Here is a 15,465-nt window from a genome sequence, read left to right as displayed (position 1 = left end):
ATGGCGTCCGCTCTCGGCGAATCCGGGCCTGAGCTCACGGCGCACGGCAAGCCCGTACCTCACAACTGGCGCGTGCTCGTCACGTTCGTCTGGATCGGCCAGGCGTTCTCGATCCTGACGAGCTTCGCGGCGAACTACGCCGTTGTGTGGTGGCTCACGGAGTCGACGGGCTCGGCAACGCTGCTGACGTTCATGACGGCGATGATGTACCTACCCATGGCGGTGCTCGGGCCGTTTGCCGGCACGATCGTCGATCGCTTCTCGCGGCGCGCCGTCATGATGGGCGCCGACCTTGCCACGGCGGCCTTCGCCCTTGTCATGGCGCTGCTCGTCATCGCGGGCCACCTCTCCGTCGCGCTCATCGTCATCATGATGCTGGCGCGCTCCGTGTTCCAGTCGTTCCACTCGCCGGCCATGCAGGCGCTCATGCCCTGCCTCGTGCCCGACCGCCACCTCGTGCGCATCTCGTCGCTGGGTCAGGGCATCCAGTCCATCGCGAACATCGCGGGACCGGCGCTGGGCATCCTGCTGTACACGACGTTTGGCCTGCAGGCCGCGCTGCTGCTCGACGTAGGCGGCGCGCTCATCGCCTGCGGCTGCCTGCTGTTCGTGCACGTCGCCGACGACGGCCACATGGCAACGGCGCAGCGCACGAGCGTGTTAGCTGAGATGCGTGACGGCGTGCGGGCCGTGCGCAGCGTTCGCGGCCTCGCGCCCGCCTTCCTGTGGATTCTGGCCGGCTATCTGTTCTTTGCGCCCATGGCCTCTCTGTTCCCGCTCATGACGTACAACCACTTCGGCGGCGACGGCTTCCAGGCGTCGCTTGTCGAGGCCGTGTGGGGCATCGGCGCGTTTGTGGGAACGCTGTTGCTGGCGGCGTGGGGCGGCGGGCGCCGGCTTATGCTGCTCGTCATCGTCTCCATGGCGGGGCTGGGCGCGTTCACGCTCGTCGAGGGGCTGCTGCCGCCAAACGCGTTCGTCGCGTTCGTCATCCTCATGGCGCCAGAGGCTGTCGTGGCGGCCCTGTACTACACGCCGCTCATGGCACTCATCCAGCGCCTCATCGAGCCTCAGCTGCTCGGTCGCGTCATGGCGCTCTACATGGCGGGGAGCTCCATCGTTGCGCCCATTGCGCTGCTCATCAGCGGCCCGCTGGCCGATGCCTGGGGCGTGGCCGCGTGGTTTGCCGTGTGCGGCGCGGGCATGCTCATCGTCGGCATCGCGATGTGGCTGACGCCGAGCGTGCGCGGTCTCGACGCTCTTGCCCAGCGTCGCGCCGACGAGCTTGCTGCGGCGCAGGCGGCCCAGCCGGAACCGGCCGACAGCCCCCTGGGTTAAGGGCCTGCGACTGCCGACTAGCGGGGCAGGCGGCGCGGTGCCGCGCTATAAAATGCGGTCTCGTGAAATCGCCCGCTACAAAAAGCCGCGTCGTGTACGATTTCGAGCGTTTTGGACAGGTATTACCCATGCTATAAATAGTATCACCGCAGGTAAAACGTCTGCTGAAAATCCTACTAGCTAACGAATATCGTGCAGAAGACGCCGTTTTGTAGCAGCGCAATTCACGAGAGGGGTTTTCGTAGCAGCCGCCGCTCCTCGGGGGCTCCTCCGTCGCGCTCCATTTCCCCAGGCGTACTCGCGCGCTTCCGGGTTGTGCTCGCGCTCCTCGGGGGCTCCTCCGTCGCGTCTCCCGCATGCCCCCGGCGCCGTACTCGCGCGCTCCCGCTCTCCGGAGCGCTTCCTTTTGTGCGCCCCGGTGCTCCGCGCGCGTCCCCGTGTCTCCGCGGGCCCTGCTACTGCTCGGCCCCTTCGGGCAGCGTCCCCGTATACACGATGACGTCTCCTGCCAGTAGCGTTGTCGTGCCGTGTGGCAGCAGCGTGTCCCCGCCGCGCTTGACGAGCACGGCCAGGCCGTTCGGGGCGAGCGGCACCTGCGAGAGCTTCCGTCCTACCCAGGGGTGCCCCTCGCCGAGGGAGAGCTCTCGCAGCGGCGTGCCTTGGGAGTCGCCCCGTCCCCGAGCGGGCGTGTAGCTCGGCGCGCTCATGACGAGCTGGTCGCCGGCGCGCAGCACCGTTGCCCCGTGCGGCACGATGTCCTGGTCGCCGCGTCGCACGAGCAGGACGAGAAAGCCGCTCGGCAGCCCCGCGCTGCGCAGCTCGCACCCATCCCACGTCGAACCCGGCTTCACGTCGAGCTCGAACAGCGTGTAGGAGCTCTGCTCCTCGTAGTCGGTGAACGTGCGCATGACGGACTCGCGGTCGTCGACGAGGCCGAGCTTGCGGGCGCAGAGAGGCAGCAGCGGTCCCTGCAGCAGAATGGACAGGATGACGACCCACATGACGGTGTGGTACATCCCGAAGCCGTGGGCGGCACCCGTCCCCGAAAGCGCCTCGAGCGCGAACAGGGCGAACGTCAGCGAGGACGCGCCGCGCAGTCCGGCGGCGGACACGAACGCGAGCTGGCGCCAGCTGCGCCCGCATGGCTTGCCGATGAGTGTCGCCGCCACGGGCCGCGCCACGAACGTCAGCACGAGGAAGACGCAGACGCCCTGCGGCAGCACGGAGAGCATGTTGCTGGGGAACGCCAGCAGGCCGAACAGGAAGAAGATCATGATCTGTGCCACGTGCGTCAGGCCGTCGAAGAAGTGGACGATGGCCGTCTTGCCGCCGACGCGCCCGCTGTTGCCCACGATGAGGCCAGCGAGGTAGACGGAGAGGAACCCGTTGCCGCCCACGAACTCGGGTAGGCCGAACGCCAGCAGCGACACGGCGACGAGCAGCACGGGCGCCATGGCGTCGTCGCGCTCGCCCACCTTTGGCATGACGAGGCTCGTGCCCAGGCCGAGCAGGGCGCCGCACGCGCCTCCGATGACGAGCTGCATGACGAGCGTCGTTGCGACGGTTACCGGCGTGGCCGTGCCCTCGGCGAATAGCAGCGCCACGAACGTCAGCAGGTAGGCGAACGGGTCGTTCGAGCCCGACTCGATCTCGAGCACGGACGCGAGGCCGCCCTTGAGGTTGAGCCGCTGGGCACGCAGTACCGAGAAGACGCTCGCTGCGTCCGTCGACGAGATGACCGAGCCGAGCAGGAAGCTGTCGACCCAGGACTGGCCCAGCAGGAAGTGACAGCCGAGTGCCACGACGCCTGCAGTGACGGCCGTGCCCAGACTCGCCAGTACGAGGGACTCGACGGCGTGGGGCCGCGCGATGGACCACTTCGTCCCGAAGCCACCGTAGAACATGATGATGACGAGTCCGAGCGTCGCGACGTTCTTGCACAGCTCGTAGTTGGAGAATTGGATACCGACGGGCCCGTCCTCGCCGAAGACCATGCCAAGCAGGATGAAGGCAAGTAGCGCAGGCACGCCGATACGGGAGAACGCACGGGTGGCGAGAAGGCAGGTTATGAGGCCTGTACCTGCGATAATGAGAAATACGTTCAAATGAAAAACACCACCAAAAAAACAAGTAATATCCGACACAACGAGTGCGGTCTCACGAACTTTGTCAATGGTACAATCATCTGGAATGGCGGGTCCCGGCGTGTGTCGTGGGGACGACTCATGTTGGGTTGCTGGCGCCATAATCGGGGGGCAAAAAGGAGTTCGCGGATGAGTCAACGCCTTAAGCGAGTCCTGGTCGTCTATTCTACGGTATCCGGCTGCACTGCCACCATCGCACGGAGGATCGGCGTCGACCTCATAGCATATGGCGCGCGTCCGTTCGTACGCAGCGTCGAGGAGGTCGATCGCATCGCGGGCGCCTATGACGCCATCGTGTTCGGAAGCGGCGTGCGCATGGGCAAGTGGCACAAGGAGGCACGCGACTGGATCCAGCGCAATCTCGACGAGCTTTCGAGCCTGCCGGTGGCGCTGTTCTCCGTAGGCTTGCGCGGCGTCAGCGCTGATGGACACGTCGACGAGGCGATGGCCAAGAGCGACCTGCAGCGCGCGATGTCATCCGCTGGCGTTACCCATACGGTGGGTTCTGTCGTGCTGCCTGGCTGGAAGCGCAGCGAGGGCTTCAACGCCATGGAGAAGATCGCGCTGCGCGTTTACCCGCTGGAAGACGGGGACTACCGCAACTGGGACATGGTCGATCGCTGGGTGGCCGAGGTCGGGCCCGTGCTGATGGGTCGCGGCCCGCGCCTGTAGCGCGCGCCGGGCGCCAGCGCGGCGAGGAAGAGCGAGAGAGGGCGCGGGAACGACAGCATGAAGCGCACGACGCTGGTGAGCCCCGAAGAGACGGCCTACGGCAGCGAGCGGGGATCGCTCAAGCTGTTCTTTAGCTATGCGCCGTTTGCCGGCACAACGACGGCTCTGCTCGACGAGGTCCAGGGCATGGAGGGTCGCGGCAAGGACGTCTTCATCGCTGAGCTCACCGTGCCGGGCACGGGAGAGCGCCGCGGCGTCCCGTTCGACGTCGACCAGGTGCTTAAGCGCCGCCCCGACCTCGTGGCGCTCGATGACTTTGCGGCGGAGAACCCGTCGGGCTCGCGCAACCGCTATCGCTACCAGGACGCGCTCGAGCTGCTGCATGCCGGCATCAACGTCTACGCCGAGCTCAGCGTCGCGAACCTCGAAAACGAGGCCGATCGCGTCATGCTCGTCACGGATCGTCGGCCCGGCGAGCTCGTGCCAGACTACCTGTTCTACACGGCGCAGCAGGTCGAGTTCGTCGACATTGACCCGCAGGAGCTCATCGAGCGCTGCCAGGCGGCGGGCCGACCCGTCGACGACGTCAAGGTATTGCGACAGCTGCGCGTGCTCGCTCTGCAGTGCGTGTCGCAGTACGCGACGTCCTCTACGACGACGGACGCCGCCGCCCGCCGCGCCGTGTCGTTCGCGCCGCGCGAGAGCGTCGTGGCCATCGTGTCGCCGGGCATGCTGCCGGCCGCCGTGCTGCGCGAGGCCGCTGCCCTGGCCGGCGCCGTGCACGCTCCGTTGCGCGCCGTGTGCGCTGTTCGCGAGCGCCGCGAGGGGTCGCACCGGGCCTCGGGTGACGAGCGCTCCCTGGCGCGGCTCGCCGAGCAGGTCGAGGCCATGGGCTTCGAGTTCGAGGTCATCTATGGTGCCGACGAGGCGGAGACCGTGCGCGACTACCTGCGCGCCCAGGGCATCTCCGACGTTGTCGTCGCACGCCGGCCCGTCTCGCGCGCCCGTCGCCTGCTGCTGCCCGTCCAGCCGACGTTCGTCGATCGCATGAGCGAGGGCCTGCTCGGCGTGCGCCTGCACGTCGTGGACGCCGAGATGCCGGCCGGGCGCGCTCAGCCCGTCATCGGCCGTGGCGTCGCGACGCTGCTCGACTTCCGCGCGAGTCACCTCCTCGCCGCGTCTGTTGTGAGCGTCCTGGCGGCTGCGCTGGGCTTGGGTGCCGCTGTGCTCGGCCTGCCGGAGGTGGCGTCGAGCCTCGTGTGGGTGCTGGCCGTGGCGCTCGTCGCCGGCCTGACGCGCAGCTACTTGCCGGCTGCCCTGTCAATCGTGCTCGCCGGCGTGCTGCACGCTCGCGTTGTGGCGCCGCTGCACGGCGTCGAGGGCGCGAGCCGCGGCGTTGACCTCGTGCTGTTGCTCGTGACGCTGTCCGTCATCGCGTTCGTTGTCGTGCGCCTGGAACGCAGTGCCCGTCAGGCGCGCCGCCGCGAGCAGCATACGCAGGCGCTCTACGAGCTCAACCGTCGCCTGCTGAGCGTGCGCGGTCTCGTGGACGTCGTCGATGTCTCGCTTGACGCCATCGTGCGCCTGTTCGATCGCTCCGCCGTGTTCTACGTCGCCGACCCGCTGGCCGTGACCGGCGAGATGGCCGGCATCGGTGCGGCGCTCGTGTTTGCGGGGGGCGCGGCCCCAGAGGCGCCCTCTGCGGGCCCGACGGGCTCCAACAGCGCTCAGGGGGCGCTGCGTGCGCACCGGACGGGCGCTGTGCGCGCGGTTCCGGGCGATCTGGGCGAGCGCGAGTTCAACAAGATCACGGAGCGCAACATCGCGCACTGGGTGTTCGTTAACGGCGCCGAGGCCGGCAGCGGCACGCACACGAGCGAGACGTCCGACGTCCGCTATATCCCGCTCGTCATGGACGAGGAGGTCATCGGCGTCATCGGCATCTCCGCGCGCCGGCGTCTGTCGCTGGGCGAGGAGTCGTTCCTGCAGATGGTGGCAGACCAGGTCCTCAACGCCCTCGAGCGCCAGGCGCTGTCGATGAAGCACCTCGCCGACATGCGCGGCCTGCGCGTCGGCTCCATCCGCGACGCGTTTATGGGGCGGCTCGTGGCGTCAGTCAACCGCTCCGCCGGCACGATCGCCGAGCTTTCGCACATGCTGCAGGCCGCCCGCTCCGAGGATGCGGAGTATCGCGAGGAGCTTGAGCAGGCCGTCGGCATCGAGTCGCTGCGCAGCCGCATCATGGTGGGGCGCGTCCTCTCTGACCTCGAGGAGGAGCCGCGCGGCGTGGCGAGCGACCTGCGCGCCATCGTGTCCGACGCTGTCGAGCGCTCGCGCCAGGGCCACGGCTCGACGCTCATCGACCTCGAGCCCGGTGGCGAAGCTGCCTCGCTCGTCGTGGACCGCGAGCTTGTCGAGACGGCGGCAACGCTCGTCATAGAGGCGTCGCTGGCGTTTGCGCCCGTCGGCAGCATCGTGACGGTGAGCGTGGCCGAGCACCCCGAGCGCTTCGTCGTGAGCGTGGCCGACGACCGGCCTGACCCGCTTGCCGGCCAACCGGCGGCACTGGCACCTGGCTACGACGCCGACCGCGCGAGCGACGTCGTCGCGTTCTTCTCAGACCGCGCGTCCGTGCTGTCCGACGTTGCCCACGAGCGTCTTGCGCGCGCCATGCGCGTCCCCCCGGCGGCGTGCACGATCGACGGCCGCGTCGACCTGAGGCGCGCCCAGCGTTTCGACCGCGTCGCCTATGGCCTGTACGTAGCGGCGCTCATCGTGCGCGCCCACAACGGCGAGATAAAAACGCGCCACCGTCTGGGCGGCGGAGCCGTGACGTCGTTCTCGCTGCCGCGCGAGTAGGTTTCGCAGGGGTCGTCCTGCCGCAGGCCGCCGCGCTGGCACGTGCGCTATGATGAAACGCTACCGACGACACGATCGCACAGTGCAGGCGCCACAGGGTGCGCCCGTGAGAGGGGAGGCCCCATGGCCATGTCGGCACGAGGCGAGGACTTCGAGCGCCTTGCTATTCGCTGGGCGGACGCTCCCCACACGAAGGAGGGCTACCCCAACATCATCGCCGCGATATCGGCGTTTCCCGAGCGCTTTGTCGCCAACCGTGACAGCCTGCCGCAAAACGACACGGACCGCGCGTTCGCGCTCGTGTGCCGCGCCTGCGAGCTGCTCGACGTCAGGCTCGCCTCCGCGTCGGGCGACGAGGAGGCCAACCGCATCACGGCCGAGGCGACGGGCTGCCTCGACGAGGCGCTCAAGCTCGACCCCACGTGCTACGACGCGCTGCGCATCCGGCACATGCTCGAGTTCGGGCCGCGCGACGCCATGGTGGGCTTTCTGACGGAGAGCGCCGACGAGGTGCTCGAGATGTGCCAGGCCACCTCGCGCGCAAACGACATCGACGTGCCGCAGGGGGCGTGGTCGCACTCGGTCTACATGCGGCCCTACCTGCGCTGGCAGCTCACGCTTGCCAACGAGCAACTCAACAGCGGGCGGTACCGACGCTCGCTCGAGGTGTGCGAGGCCCTGCTCGAGCAGGACGCGCCCGACATGGCGGGCGCCCGCCTCGTCGCGGCGTACGACTGCGTGAAGCTCGAGGATCCCGAGGCGCTCGCGGCGCTCATCGCGCGCTTCCCCGGCGACGACAACGCGTGGTTTGCGCTCGCACGGCTGTTCATGGCGTACAAGCAGCGCCGGCTCGACGACGCCGCCGCCATCCTGCACGACATCGTGCGCCGCTTCGCGCTGGCAGGGACGACGCTCACGTACCAGGACGAGCTGCCGGCCGGCTCGTTCGGCCATCTCGAGTACGCGCCCGGTTCGGCCGACGAGCTGTTCGTCGCCGTGTCCGAGGCCGCCGTCATCCTCGACGAGAACTGCGGCGAGGGGCTGTCTCCGCTATCGCAGTGGATCGCCGACGACGCGATCGTCACCCAGGCTCGCGAGGTCGAGGAGGCCCAGCAGGCGGTCGAGGGCGCTGCCGATGGGAGCGCGTCGGAAAACCCTGCCGCTGGCCAGGCGCCGTCTGCGCCCGCTGAAGGAGGCCGCTGATGCTCGTTTCGTCCGAGCTTGTGAACCGCTTGCTCAAGAAGCTGTGCGTCCGGGATCCCTCCCTTGAGGCCGACGCGCACCGCATGGCCGAGCTCAGCCGCACGGCGCTGCGCAACCCGGCCTCCATCGCTGTCGACGACGAAGACCGCGCGTTCATCGCGCTGGACAAGGCCATCGCCCTCGCTCGGCGCGAGCTGGACGACGAGGCCGACTCGCCCGTGCCTCCGGCGCCGGCCGCCCGTCTCACGCGCACGCGCGCCCAGCTCAACCGCTGCCTGGCGCTCGATCCCCACTGCTATGACGCGCGCCTGTTGCTCATTCTTGCCGACGACACGACGCAGGACGTCGCGCTCGAGGAGCTGCTTGCCCTGTCTGTCGAGGCGCGCTCCTGGTGCACGGAGCGCTCGCGGGCATATGACGGCGCGACGGTTGACGCATGGGACGCTGTGTTCCTGCGTCCGTGGTTGCGCATCGAGGGCAAGATCATCGACCTGCTCGTTGCGAGCGCCTGCTATCGCGAGGCGCTTGAGCGGTGCCGCGTGCTGCTCAAGGCGTCGCCTGCCGACGGCCAGGGCATCCGCCACACGGCGGCGCTCATCCTGGCGCGCCTTGAGGACGAGCGGGGGCTCGACGAGCTCGACGCGCTGTTTGGCCGCGCGGGCAGCACGTGGATGCACCTGGCGCGTGCCATGCTGCTGTACAAGCTCGGGCGTCTCGACGCCGCCCGCCGCGCCGTCATCGGCCTGGCCGAGCTGTGTCCCGGTGCGGCATACTACCTGACGTATCCGAGCTACGTACCGCCTTACTTGCCGGATCGCCCGCCGTTCACGCCGGGCAGCGAGTACGAGTCGCTCTATGCGACGTTCGAGGCCGACTTCCTCGTCGTTGACACGCCCGACTTTGTGCCATGGGCGAACGCGGTGTCCGCCTTTGCGAGCGCTGCGGAGAAGTACGGCCGCTTGCACGGCGACGATCTGGAGTAACGGAAGGCTCACTGTCCTGAAGTGTTCGCGGGGCCTGCCGCATCTCGCGGAAAGAACGCGCTGCGGGGCGGTCGTCCTGGGTACATTGGGTGATGTGCGGATTCGTGTTTGCTCGGTGTCGCGCGGACGTGGCGGCCCGGGCCTGCACATGGTATGGTTATCGGCGCGCCGTTCGCGCCCACGGAAGGGCGTCTCAGCTCAGGCGCCCTATTGCGATTGGAGTTCTCGTCATGGCCAACAAGCTCGTGAAGGTGCACTACAAGGGCACGCTCGACGACGGCAGCGTGTTCGACAGCAGCGAGGGGCGCGACCCCATCTCGTTCGTCGAGGGCAGCCACCAGGTCATTCCCGGCTTCGAGAACGCCGTTGCCGGCATGCAGCCGGGCGACAAGGTGAAGATCCACCTGGAGCCGAAGGACGCCTATGGCGAGCGCGACGAGCGTCTCGTGCAGGTCATCCCGACGGACAGCATCCCCAACGCTGACCAGCTGCCCGTGGGCAAGACGGTGTACTTCCGCAACCCGGCCGGCTATCCCATGGCCGCTGTCGTGACGAAGATCGAGGACGGCAAGGCCCACCTCGACTTCAACCACCAGCTCGCTGGTAAGGCGCTGAACTTCGAGCTCGAGCTCGTGTCGCGCGAGGATGCCCCCGAGCACACCTGCGGTGACTGCTCGAGCTGCGGCGGCTCCTGCGGTGGCGGCTGCGGCGGCTGCTAAAGCCCGCGGTTCCGTATAGAGCGCTTGCGATTCAGCGGCTCGGTTGGCCTCTCCTGCGCGGAGGGCCGGCCGGGCCGCTTTTTCGTGGACGTGCGGCTGACTGTGCCGGCACACCGAGGCCGCCTGTGCCCAAGAGGCCGCCGCGCGGCCAAAAACGCGAGCCGTGAACGTTCCCTCATGCTCGCTAGGAATATCTGCTTGCAAGCTGCGGTGCCCTCACCTGCGATTTTGCTGAGATATCTGCAGGTGGATGCTGCAAATCCTGCGCTTGTACTCATCGGTGGTATGCACGCCCCGGATTCTCGTCCATGAAACAGCTTCTGCGCGGCAAGGTCTTCCGTGGACTCATACGCCGGGCCTCTCGGAGGGGATCTCGCTCACTGCGCTGTCGCTCGTCCCACGTTCCCTGCGCCGTCGCCTTTCAGCTCCTGCACGAGCGCTTGCACCGCCTTGTTGCTCGTCCCCGCAGGAAAGCACAGACAGAAGCATGACTGAGCCACCGTGTCGGAGATGTCGAGCGCCTCAAGCCCCGCAAGCTGCAGCATGTCGCGCTTCTGGCCGTAGGAGCGCGCCACGAGATAGACCTCGTTTGCCGACGTGTCGGGACGCAGTAGAGCCGACGGCGTGCTGACGGCTCTGACGTGGTAGCGCGGCTTGCAGCCGTGCGCCGTGAAGAAGTCGCTGCGCGTGCTGTTGAACGTCGCCATGACCGGCAGACTTGAGAGCGGCACGGGATAGGCTGCGATGTCCTGGACGCTGACGCTTGAACGTCCTGCGAGCGGATGGTGGCTGCTGACGAGCGCGACCATGGGATCCATCTCGAGGGGCAGCACACTCATGCCGTCTGGCAGGTCGACGATCTCGCCCGGCTGAAAGCTCTCCATGCAGCAGGTGCGAAACGACGCGTCGCACAGACCGGCTTCAAACGATTCTGCAATGGTCAGCGTGTTGTCGAGCGGGTGGGAGACGACTTCGTAGCGCGGGTCCTCCGCCAGCTTCGAGAGCGCCTTTCTGAACCGGGCCATCGAGGCAGCGGGGAACATGTCGATCATCGAGAACTCGCCGAACACGAAGCGAACGGCAACGACCTTAGACAACCCGCGACACTGCTCGACGAGCGCGTCGTACTCGTCAAGCAGCCCGGAGATGTGCTCGTAGAACAGGGCTCCCTCGCGTGTGAGCGACAGACTCCCGTGGCGATCGAACAGGGGAAAGCCGAGCTCGTCCTCTATGGCCTGGATGTGCATGCTCATCTTAGGCTGGCTCATGTACAGTTTCTTCGCCGCCGCCGTGAAACTCATCGACGACGCGGCGACCAAAAACTCTCGTAGGTATTCGTCCCTCACCAGCGCCCCCTGTCGTCCAGACAGTTTGCCGAGCCTCTCATCTCTTCTCATAAGAATAGTTTATGAGCGCCCTCAAGGCTAGCGATGCATGCTATGGGATTTCGGTCTTTGGGGCATCGCCTCCCGCCGACGTACTGTTTCAGCGTGTATTCAGGCGAGTCGCCCGCGCACCCGGTGTCTGGGCTCAGGGGTGGCATCGGGCGCGCGGGCGGTTCGTCCCAAGGTCGTTTCGATGGGCTCGGCAAGAGTGCGGAACGCAGCGAAGCGGCGAGGAGAGTCGAGGAAGGGACTTGCGATGGAACTGACGAGGCGGGGCTTTCTGACGGGGGCGGCCATGGCCGCGACGGGCGCAGTCGCTGCGGGCGCGATGGCCGCGCAGCCTGCGACGCAGGCCAACGCGGCCGAGGCTACGGCCCCGACGGCCGAGACGATGGCCGCCAACGCCAACGGCGACTACGTGCCCACGTGGACGTGGGAGGTGCCCCCGGCCGCCATTACCGATGACCAGATCGCCGAGACGTATGACTACGACATCGTCATCTGCGGTGCAGGCATCTCGTCCGGCCCGGCGGCTCTGTACGCCGCCCAGCAGGGCGCCAAGGTCGTCGTGCTTGAGAAGGCCGGCAAGGTCATGAACAAGCGCCTGCACACGATGGGCTTCAACGCGCGTTGCCAGAAGGAGGCGGGCATCGAGTTCGACCGCACGGAGACGCTGCGTGACTTCTGGAACATCACGAACGCCTTCCAGGGCCGCCTGTCGCTCTACGCGCGCTTCTTCGACAACTCCGGCCCGTTCATCGACTGGCTCGAGGAGCAGATGGCTACGATCGGCTGTACCCTGCTTCCCGGCATGCCGAGCTTCGCGGCGGGCGGCGGTGGCGTCCAGTTCTGGAACGAGTACCCCACGCCCATCTTCTTTGGCGAGCCGGGTACGGGCAACATCACGGTCAACGGCTCGAACTGGGACTGGGCTGAGGCCATTGCCGACCTCGCCAAGAACGCCGGTGCCGAGTACGTGTTCCACACGCCGGTGCGCCAGCTTGTCCGTGGCGGCGTCGCCAACGGCACGGAGGGCCGCGTCGAGGGTGTCATCGCCCAGCGCGAGGACGGCTCGTACGTGCGCTACAACGCCTCGAAGGGCGTGCTGCTGGCCACGGGCGACTTCGGCATGAACGAGGAGATGCTCCGCGCGTTCAACCCGACGCTGCTCAAGGTCGTCGACACGGTCGCCGAGCCCAACAACGTGGGCGACGGCCACATGATGGCCATGTGGGTCGGTGCGGACATGGACGCCTACGCCGGCGGCGACCTGTTCCCGATGAACACGACGACGGACTGCGCCGACCTGCGCCCGCTGCCCAGCGAGAACCCGGCGCTCGCCTCCATGCAGGAGCTCGGCTGGCGCCCCGCCGTCGCGAACCTCCAGGGCCTCATCGTCGACATGAGCGGTCGTCGCGTCGGCACGGAGGACATGGTGTTCCAGTCGTTCAGCCACGTCATCCTCTCGACGCCTAATGGCCGCGTCTACGGCATCTTCGACGGCGCGTGGCACGAGAAGTACAAGGACTTCGGCTACGCAGAGGTCGACCTCATGGCCATCAACACGCAGGAAGAGGTTGACAAGGAGGTCGAGCGCGGCATCATCCACAAGTACGACACGCTCGACGAGCTGTGCGCCGGCGAGGGCTTCGATCCCGACGTGTTCAACGAGACGATCCAGATCTACAACGATGCCTGCGCTGCCGGCGAGGACCGTCAGTTCCTCAAGGCGCCGAAGTACCTGGCCTCCATCGACACCGCGCCGTTCTACGTTGCCGAGATGGGCGTTGCCATGACGTCGACGCGCGGTGGCCTCAAGATCGACGACCACATCAACGTCATGGACAAGAAGGGCACGCCGATTCCGGGCCTCTATGCCGCGGGCAACACGGCCGGCTCGTTCTATGGCCACATCTATCCGCCGAACATGCCCGGCAGCGGCATCGGCCACGGCCAGACGTTCGGCTGGATCGCCGTCAAGGACATGCTGGGCGAGGATTACCTCTAACACAAAGAGACGCGTCCTGACCTGAGGTCAGACGACAGCGAGAGGGAGTGTCACGATGATCATCCATGCGAAGAGGCGCGCTATTGGTGCGCTGGCGTGCGGCGTCGTCCTGGCGGGCAGCCTGGGCATCTATGCGATGGGCAGCGACGTTGCTCTTGGCTCCGAGCAGGCGGCGAGCAGCACGGACGGGCAGGCTGCCTCGAGCGCAGCTGCCGACAACCCGTACCTCAACGTCACGCCCACGACGTACGGGGACGAGGAGCTCGCCAAGACGCTCATCGCCTCGGGCGCGACGTTCGCCGACCTGGACGAGGCCGGCATCAACGTGCTGCTCGACGAGGGCGGCAAGCTCGTGTATGACCCGCACCGCGGCCACTACGACTTCGAGTGCACTGACTGCCACCGCGAGGCTGCGACCGGCGATGCGGCCTCTGACAGCGCCGCGGGCGACGCCACGGACGTGAAGCCCGTGTTCATGTGCAACGTGTGCCACCGCATCACGGTGCCCGAGGGCTGGGAGAACCCGGAGAAGGGCGACAAGAAGCCGCAGTATGTCGACCCGAGCGTCATCTACGGCGACCTGGGCTACGGCACGAGCGGCCGCTCTTATGGCTTCCCCTACGGCTCGGCCGTGGCTGACTCCGCCAAGTAGGCCTGAGATCTTGTGATCTCCCGTGGCGTGATCGTGCGATGACGAGAGGGCCCGGCTGGAGCGTGTGCGCCAGCCGGGCCCTCCGCGTTTTGTGGGGCGCCTTTGGCTGTCCGAGGGCTTCCTCTGCCGCAGAGGACTCCTTTCGCGGCCAAAAACGCGAGCCGTGAACGTTCCCTCATGCTCGCTGGGAATATCTGCTTGCAAGCCGCAGCGCCCTCACCTGCGATTTTGCTGCGGACCCCGCAAACGTACGTAGCAGACTCGCCACCCGCTCCCGTCAGCGGCATACACGCCACGACTTCTCGTCCACGAAACGCTGACTTCCACACAAGGGAGCCTTCGAGAGGGCGCGCGTGTGGGCGCTCCGGGGTCTCCCTCGCGCGGAAGCCGGCCCGCAGGCTCTAGCGTGCCTTCCCAGCGGGGCCCATCGCGGCCTGCGCGAGGCGCCCGACGCTGGCGAGCACCGGGTAGGGGAGGACCTTCGCCGCCCCGCACGCCACCTTCATGTCGGGCGACGTGATGACGCTGCCCGCCCCGCGCTCCACGGCGGCGATGGCCTTGCGCACGATGTTGTAGGCGCTTTCCGTCCCAAAGGCAAAGCCGATGCCCGACGCCTTGCCGGCCTCGTCCCAGAAGCGTGTGCGCACGGCCTTGGGGCACACGGCACAGGCGTGGATGTCCGTGCCGCGCAGGTCCTCGTTGAGTGCGCGCGTCACGTCGAGCACGAAGCGCTTGGAGGCGGCGTAGGTCGCCATGGGGGATATGGGCAGATAGGCGGCCACGGACGCCATGTTTACGATGCGGGAGCCGGGGCCCATGTAAGCCAAGGCCATCTCGCACATCTCCGTGAGTGCCAGGCAGTTGAGTCTTACCATCTGCGTGTCGACACCGGCGGCGTCACAGGAGGCCTCGCTGTCATCCGTGCCCGCCCCAACACCGCCGAACGCCCCAAAGCGACCGAAGCCCGCGCTGTTGACGAGCCAGCCCACGCGCAGCTCACTGCCTTCGGCGGCAAGGCGGGAGGCCTCCTCGGTCAGTGCAGCCCGAAGCTCATCGAGCGCCGCCTGCTGCGTGAGATCGAGCGCGAACGGCCGTACGCGTGCATATGTGGAGCTGGCCAGTTCGGCCAGGCGCTCCGTGTTGCGCCCGATGGCCCAGAACTCGTCGATGCGTCCGTAGTATTCGCCGTCGAGCTGCCGCACGAACTCACGCCCGATGCCCGACGTGGCCCCCGTCACGATCGCGATGCTCTTCATCCAGTTGTCCTTCCTGCCTATCGTCTCTGTCTATATCCCCTTATGCCCAACAAGCTGGATCTGTGCCGACGCGGCCGCGGTTTGCTTCCTGTCTGGCGGGTGCTTGGCACCGCTATACATTCGTGGCGTACATAGGCTGCCGGTTTTGTCGTAGCGGCACGGCATACCGACCATAAAAAAGCGAGGCCGCCGACGTGATGCGGGAGCCTCGCCTCTACGTTGCAGTTTTAGCCGCTGTCGGGCGAC

At 67.3% G+C, this 15,465-nt stretch carries 11 protein-coding genes; 8 read left to right on the top strand and 3 right to left on the bottom strand.

Annotated elements, in window-relative coordinates:
- On the top strand, positions 1-1,338 hold the full coding sequence (locus KHZ24_05135; GenBank protein ID MBS5450580.1) for an MFS transporter: 1,338 nt from the start codon (positions 1-3) through the stop codon (positions 1,336-1,338).
- Positions 1,339-1,793: 455 nt separating this feature from the next.
- Here KHZ24_05135 and KHZ24_05130 read toward each other — a convergent pair whose 3' ends face one another.
- Positions 1,794-3,443, bottom strand: a complete 1,650-nt coding sequence (locus KHZ24_05130) for a potassium/proton antiporter (GenBank protein ID MBS5450579.1) — start codon at positions 3,441-3,443, stop codon at positions 1,794-1,796.
- Positions 3,444-3,611: 168 nt separating this feature from the next.
- Between KHZ24_05130 and KHZ24_05125 the strand changes: the two genes are divergently transcribed.
- From KHZ24_05125 to KHZ24_05105, 5 genes are all read left to right on the top strand, one after another.
- A complete protein-coding gene (locus KHZ24_05125; GenBank protein ID MBS5450578.1) occupies positions 3,612-4,154 on the top strand; it encodes a hypothetical protein in 543 nt (180 codons plus the stop codon).
- A gap of 57 nt (positions 4,155-4,211) precedes the next feature.
- Positions 4,212-7,013, top strand: coding sequence for a hypothetical protein (locus KHZ24_05120; protein MBS5450577.1), 2,802 nt, complete (start codon positions 4,212-4,214; stop codon positions 7,011-7,013).
- Positions 7,014-7,136: 123 nt separating this feature from the next.
- On the top strand, positions 7,137-8,216 hold the full coding sequence (locus tag KHZ24_05115; protein MBS5450576.1) for a hypothetical protein: 1,080 nt from the start codon (positions 7,137-7,139) through the stop codon (positions 8,214-8,216).
- Entirely contained in the window at positions 8,216-9,199 is a 984-nt protein-coding gene (locus KHZ24_05110) for a hypothetical protein (GenBank protein MBS5450575.1), read from the top strand. Before KHZ24_05115 ends, KHZ24_05110 begins: the two co-directional genes overlap by 1 nt.
- Positions 9,200-9,429: 230 nt before the next feature.
- Positions 9,430-9,918 (top strand): peptidylprolyl isomerase, encoded by a 489-nt coding sequence (locus KHZ24_05105; GenBank protein ID MBS5450574.1) that lies wholly within the window; start codon positions 9,430-9,432, stop codon positions 9,916-9,918.
- Positions 9,919-10,295: 377 nt separating this feature from the next.
- Here the strand turns inward: KHZ24_05105 and KHZ24_05100 are convergent, their stop codons facing one another.
- Positions 10,296-11,219, bottom strand: coding sequence for a LysR family transcriptional regulator (locus KHZ24_05100; GenBank protein ID MBS5450573.1), 924 nt, complete (start codon positions 11,217-11,219; stop codon positions 10,296-10,298).
- A 340-nt stretch (positions 11,220-11,559) separates the two neighbouring features.
- On the opposite strand from KHZ24_05100, the gene KHZ24_05095 reads away from it, so the two are divergent.
- Positions 11,560-13,311 (top strand): FAD-binding protein, encoded by a 1,752-nt coding sequence (locus tag KHZ24_05095; protein MBS5450572.1) that lies wholly within the window; start codon positions 11,560-11,562, stop codon positions 13,309-13,311.
- Positions 13,312-13,366: 55 nt separating this feature from the next.
- Positions 13,367-13,963 carry a hypothetical protein gene (locus KHZ24_05090; GenBank protein ID MBS5450571.1) on the top strand — a complete coding sequence of 199 codons (597 nt, stop codon included), beginning with the start codon at positions 13,367-13,369 and terminating at the stop codon, positions 13,961-13,963.
- Between the two features lie 401 nt (positions 13,964-14,364).
- On the opposite strand, the gene KHZ24_05085 is transcribed toward KHZ24_05090, so the two are convergent.
- Positions 14,365-15,219 (bottom strand): SDR family NAD(P)-dependent oxidoreductase, encoded by an 855-nt coding sequence (locus KHZ24_05085; GenBank protein MBS5450570.1) that lies wholly within the window; start codon positions 15,217-15,219, stop codon positions 14,365-14,367.
- Positions 15,220-15,465: the final 246 nt, after the last annotated feature.

It is taken from the genome of Coriobacteriia bacterium, assembly GCA_018368455.1.
Classification (GTDB): Bacteria; Actinomycetota; Coriobacteriia; order Coriobacteriales; family UMGS124; genus JAGZEG01.
This window is presented reverse-complemented; position numbering and strand designations above follow the sequence as displayed.

Coding starts and splice junctions, on each gene's coding strand:
- KHZ24_05135 (MBS5450580.1), top strand. CDS start 1: ATGGCGTCCGCTCTCGGCGAATCCGGGCCTGAGCTCACGGCGCACGGC.
- KHZ24_05125 (MBS5450578.1), top strand. CDS start 3,612: ATGAGTCAACGCCTTAAGCGAGTCCTGGTCGTCTATTCTACGGTATCC.
- KHZ24_05120 (MBS5450577.1), top strand. CDS start 4,212: ATGAAGCGCACGACGCTGGTGAGCCCCGAAGAGACGGCCTACGGCAGC.
- KHZ24_05115 (MBS5450576.1), top strand. CDS start 7,137: ATGGCCATGTCGGCACGAGGCGAGGACTTCGAGCGCCTTGCTATTCGC.
- KHZ24_05110 (MBS5450575.1), top strand. CDS start 8,216: ATGCTCGTTTCGTCCGAGCTTGTGAACCGCTTGCTCAAGAAGCTGTGC.
- KHZ24_05105 (MBS5450574.1), top strand. CDS start 9,430: ATGGCCAACAAGCTCGTGAAGGTGCACTACAAGGGCACGCTCGACGAC.
- KHZ24_05100 (MBS5450573.1), bottom strand. CDS start 11,219: ATGAGTTTCACGGCGGCGGCGAAGAAACTGTACATGAGCCAGCCTAAG.
- KHZ24_05095 (MBS5450572.1), top strand. CDS start 11,560: ATGGAACTGACGAGGCGGGGCTTTCTGACGGGGGCGGCCATGGCCGCG.
- KHZ24_05090 (MBS5450571.1), top strand. CDS start 13,367: ATGATCATCCATGCGAAGAGGCGCGCTATTGGTGCGCTGGCGTGCGGC.
- KHZ24_05085 (MBS5450570.1), bottom strand. CDS start 15,219: ATGAAGAGCATCGCGATCGTGACGGGGGCCACGTCGGGCATCGGGCGT.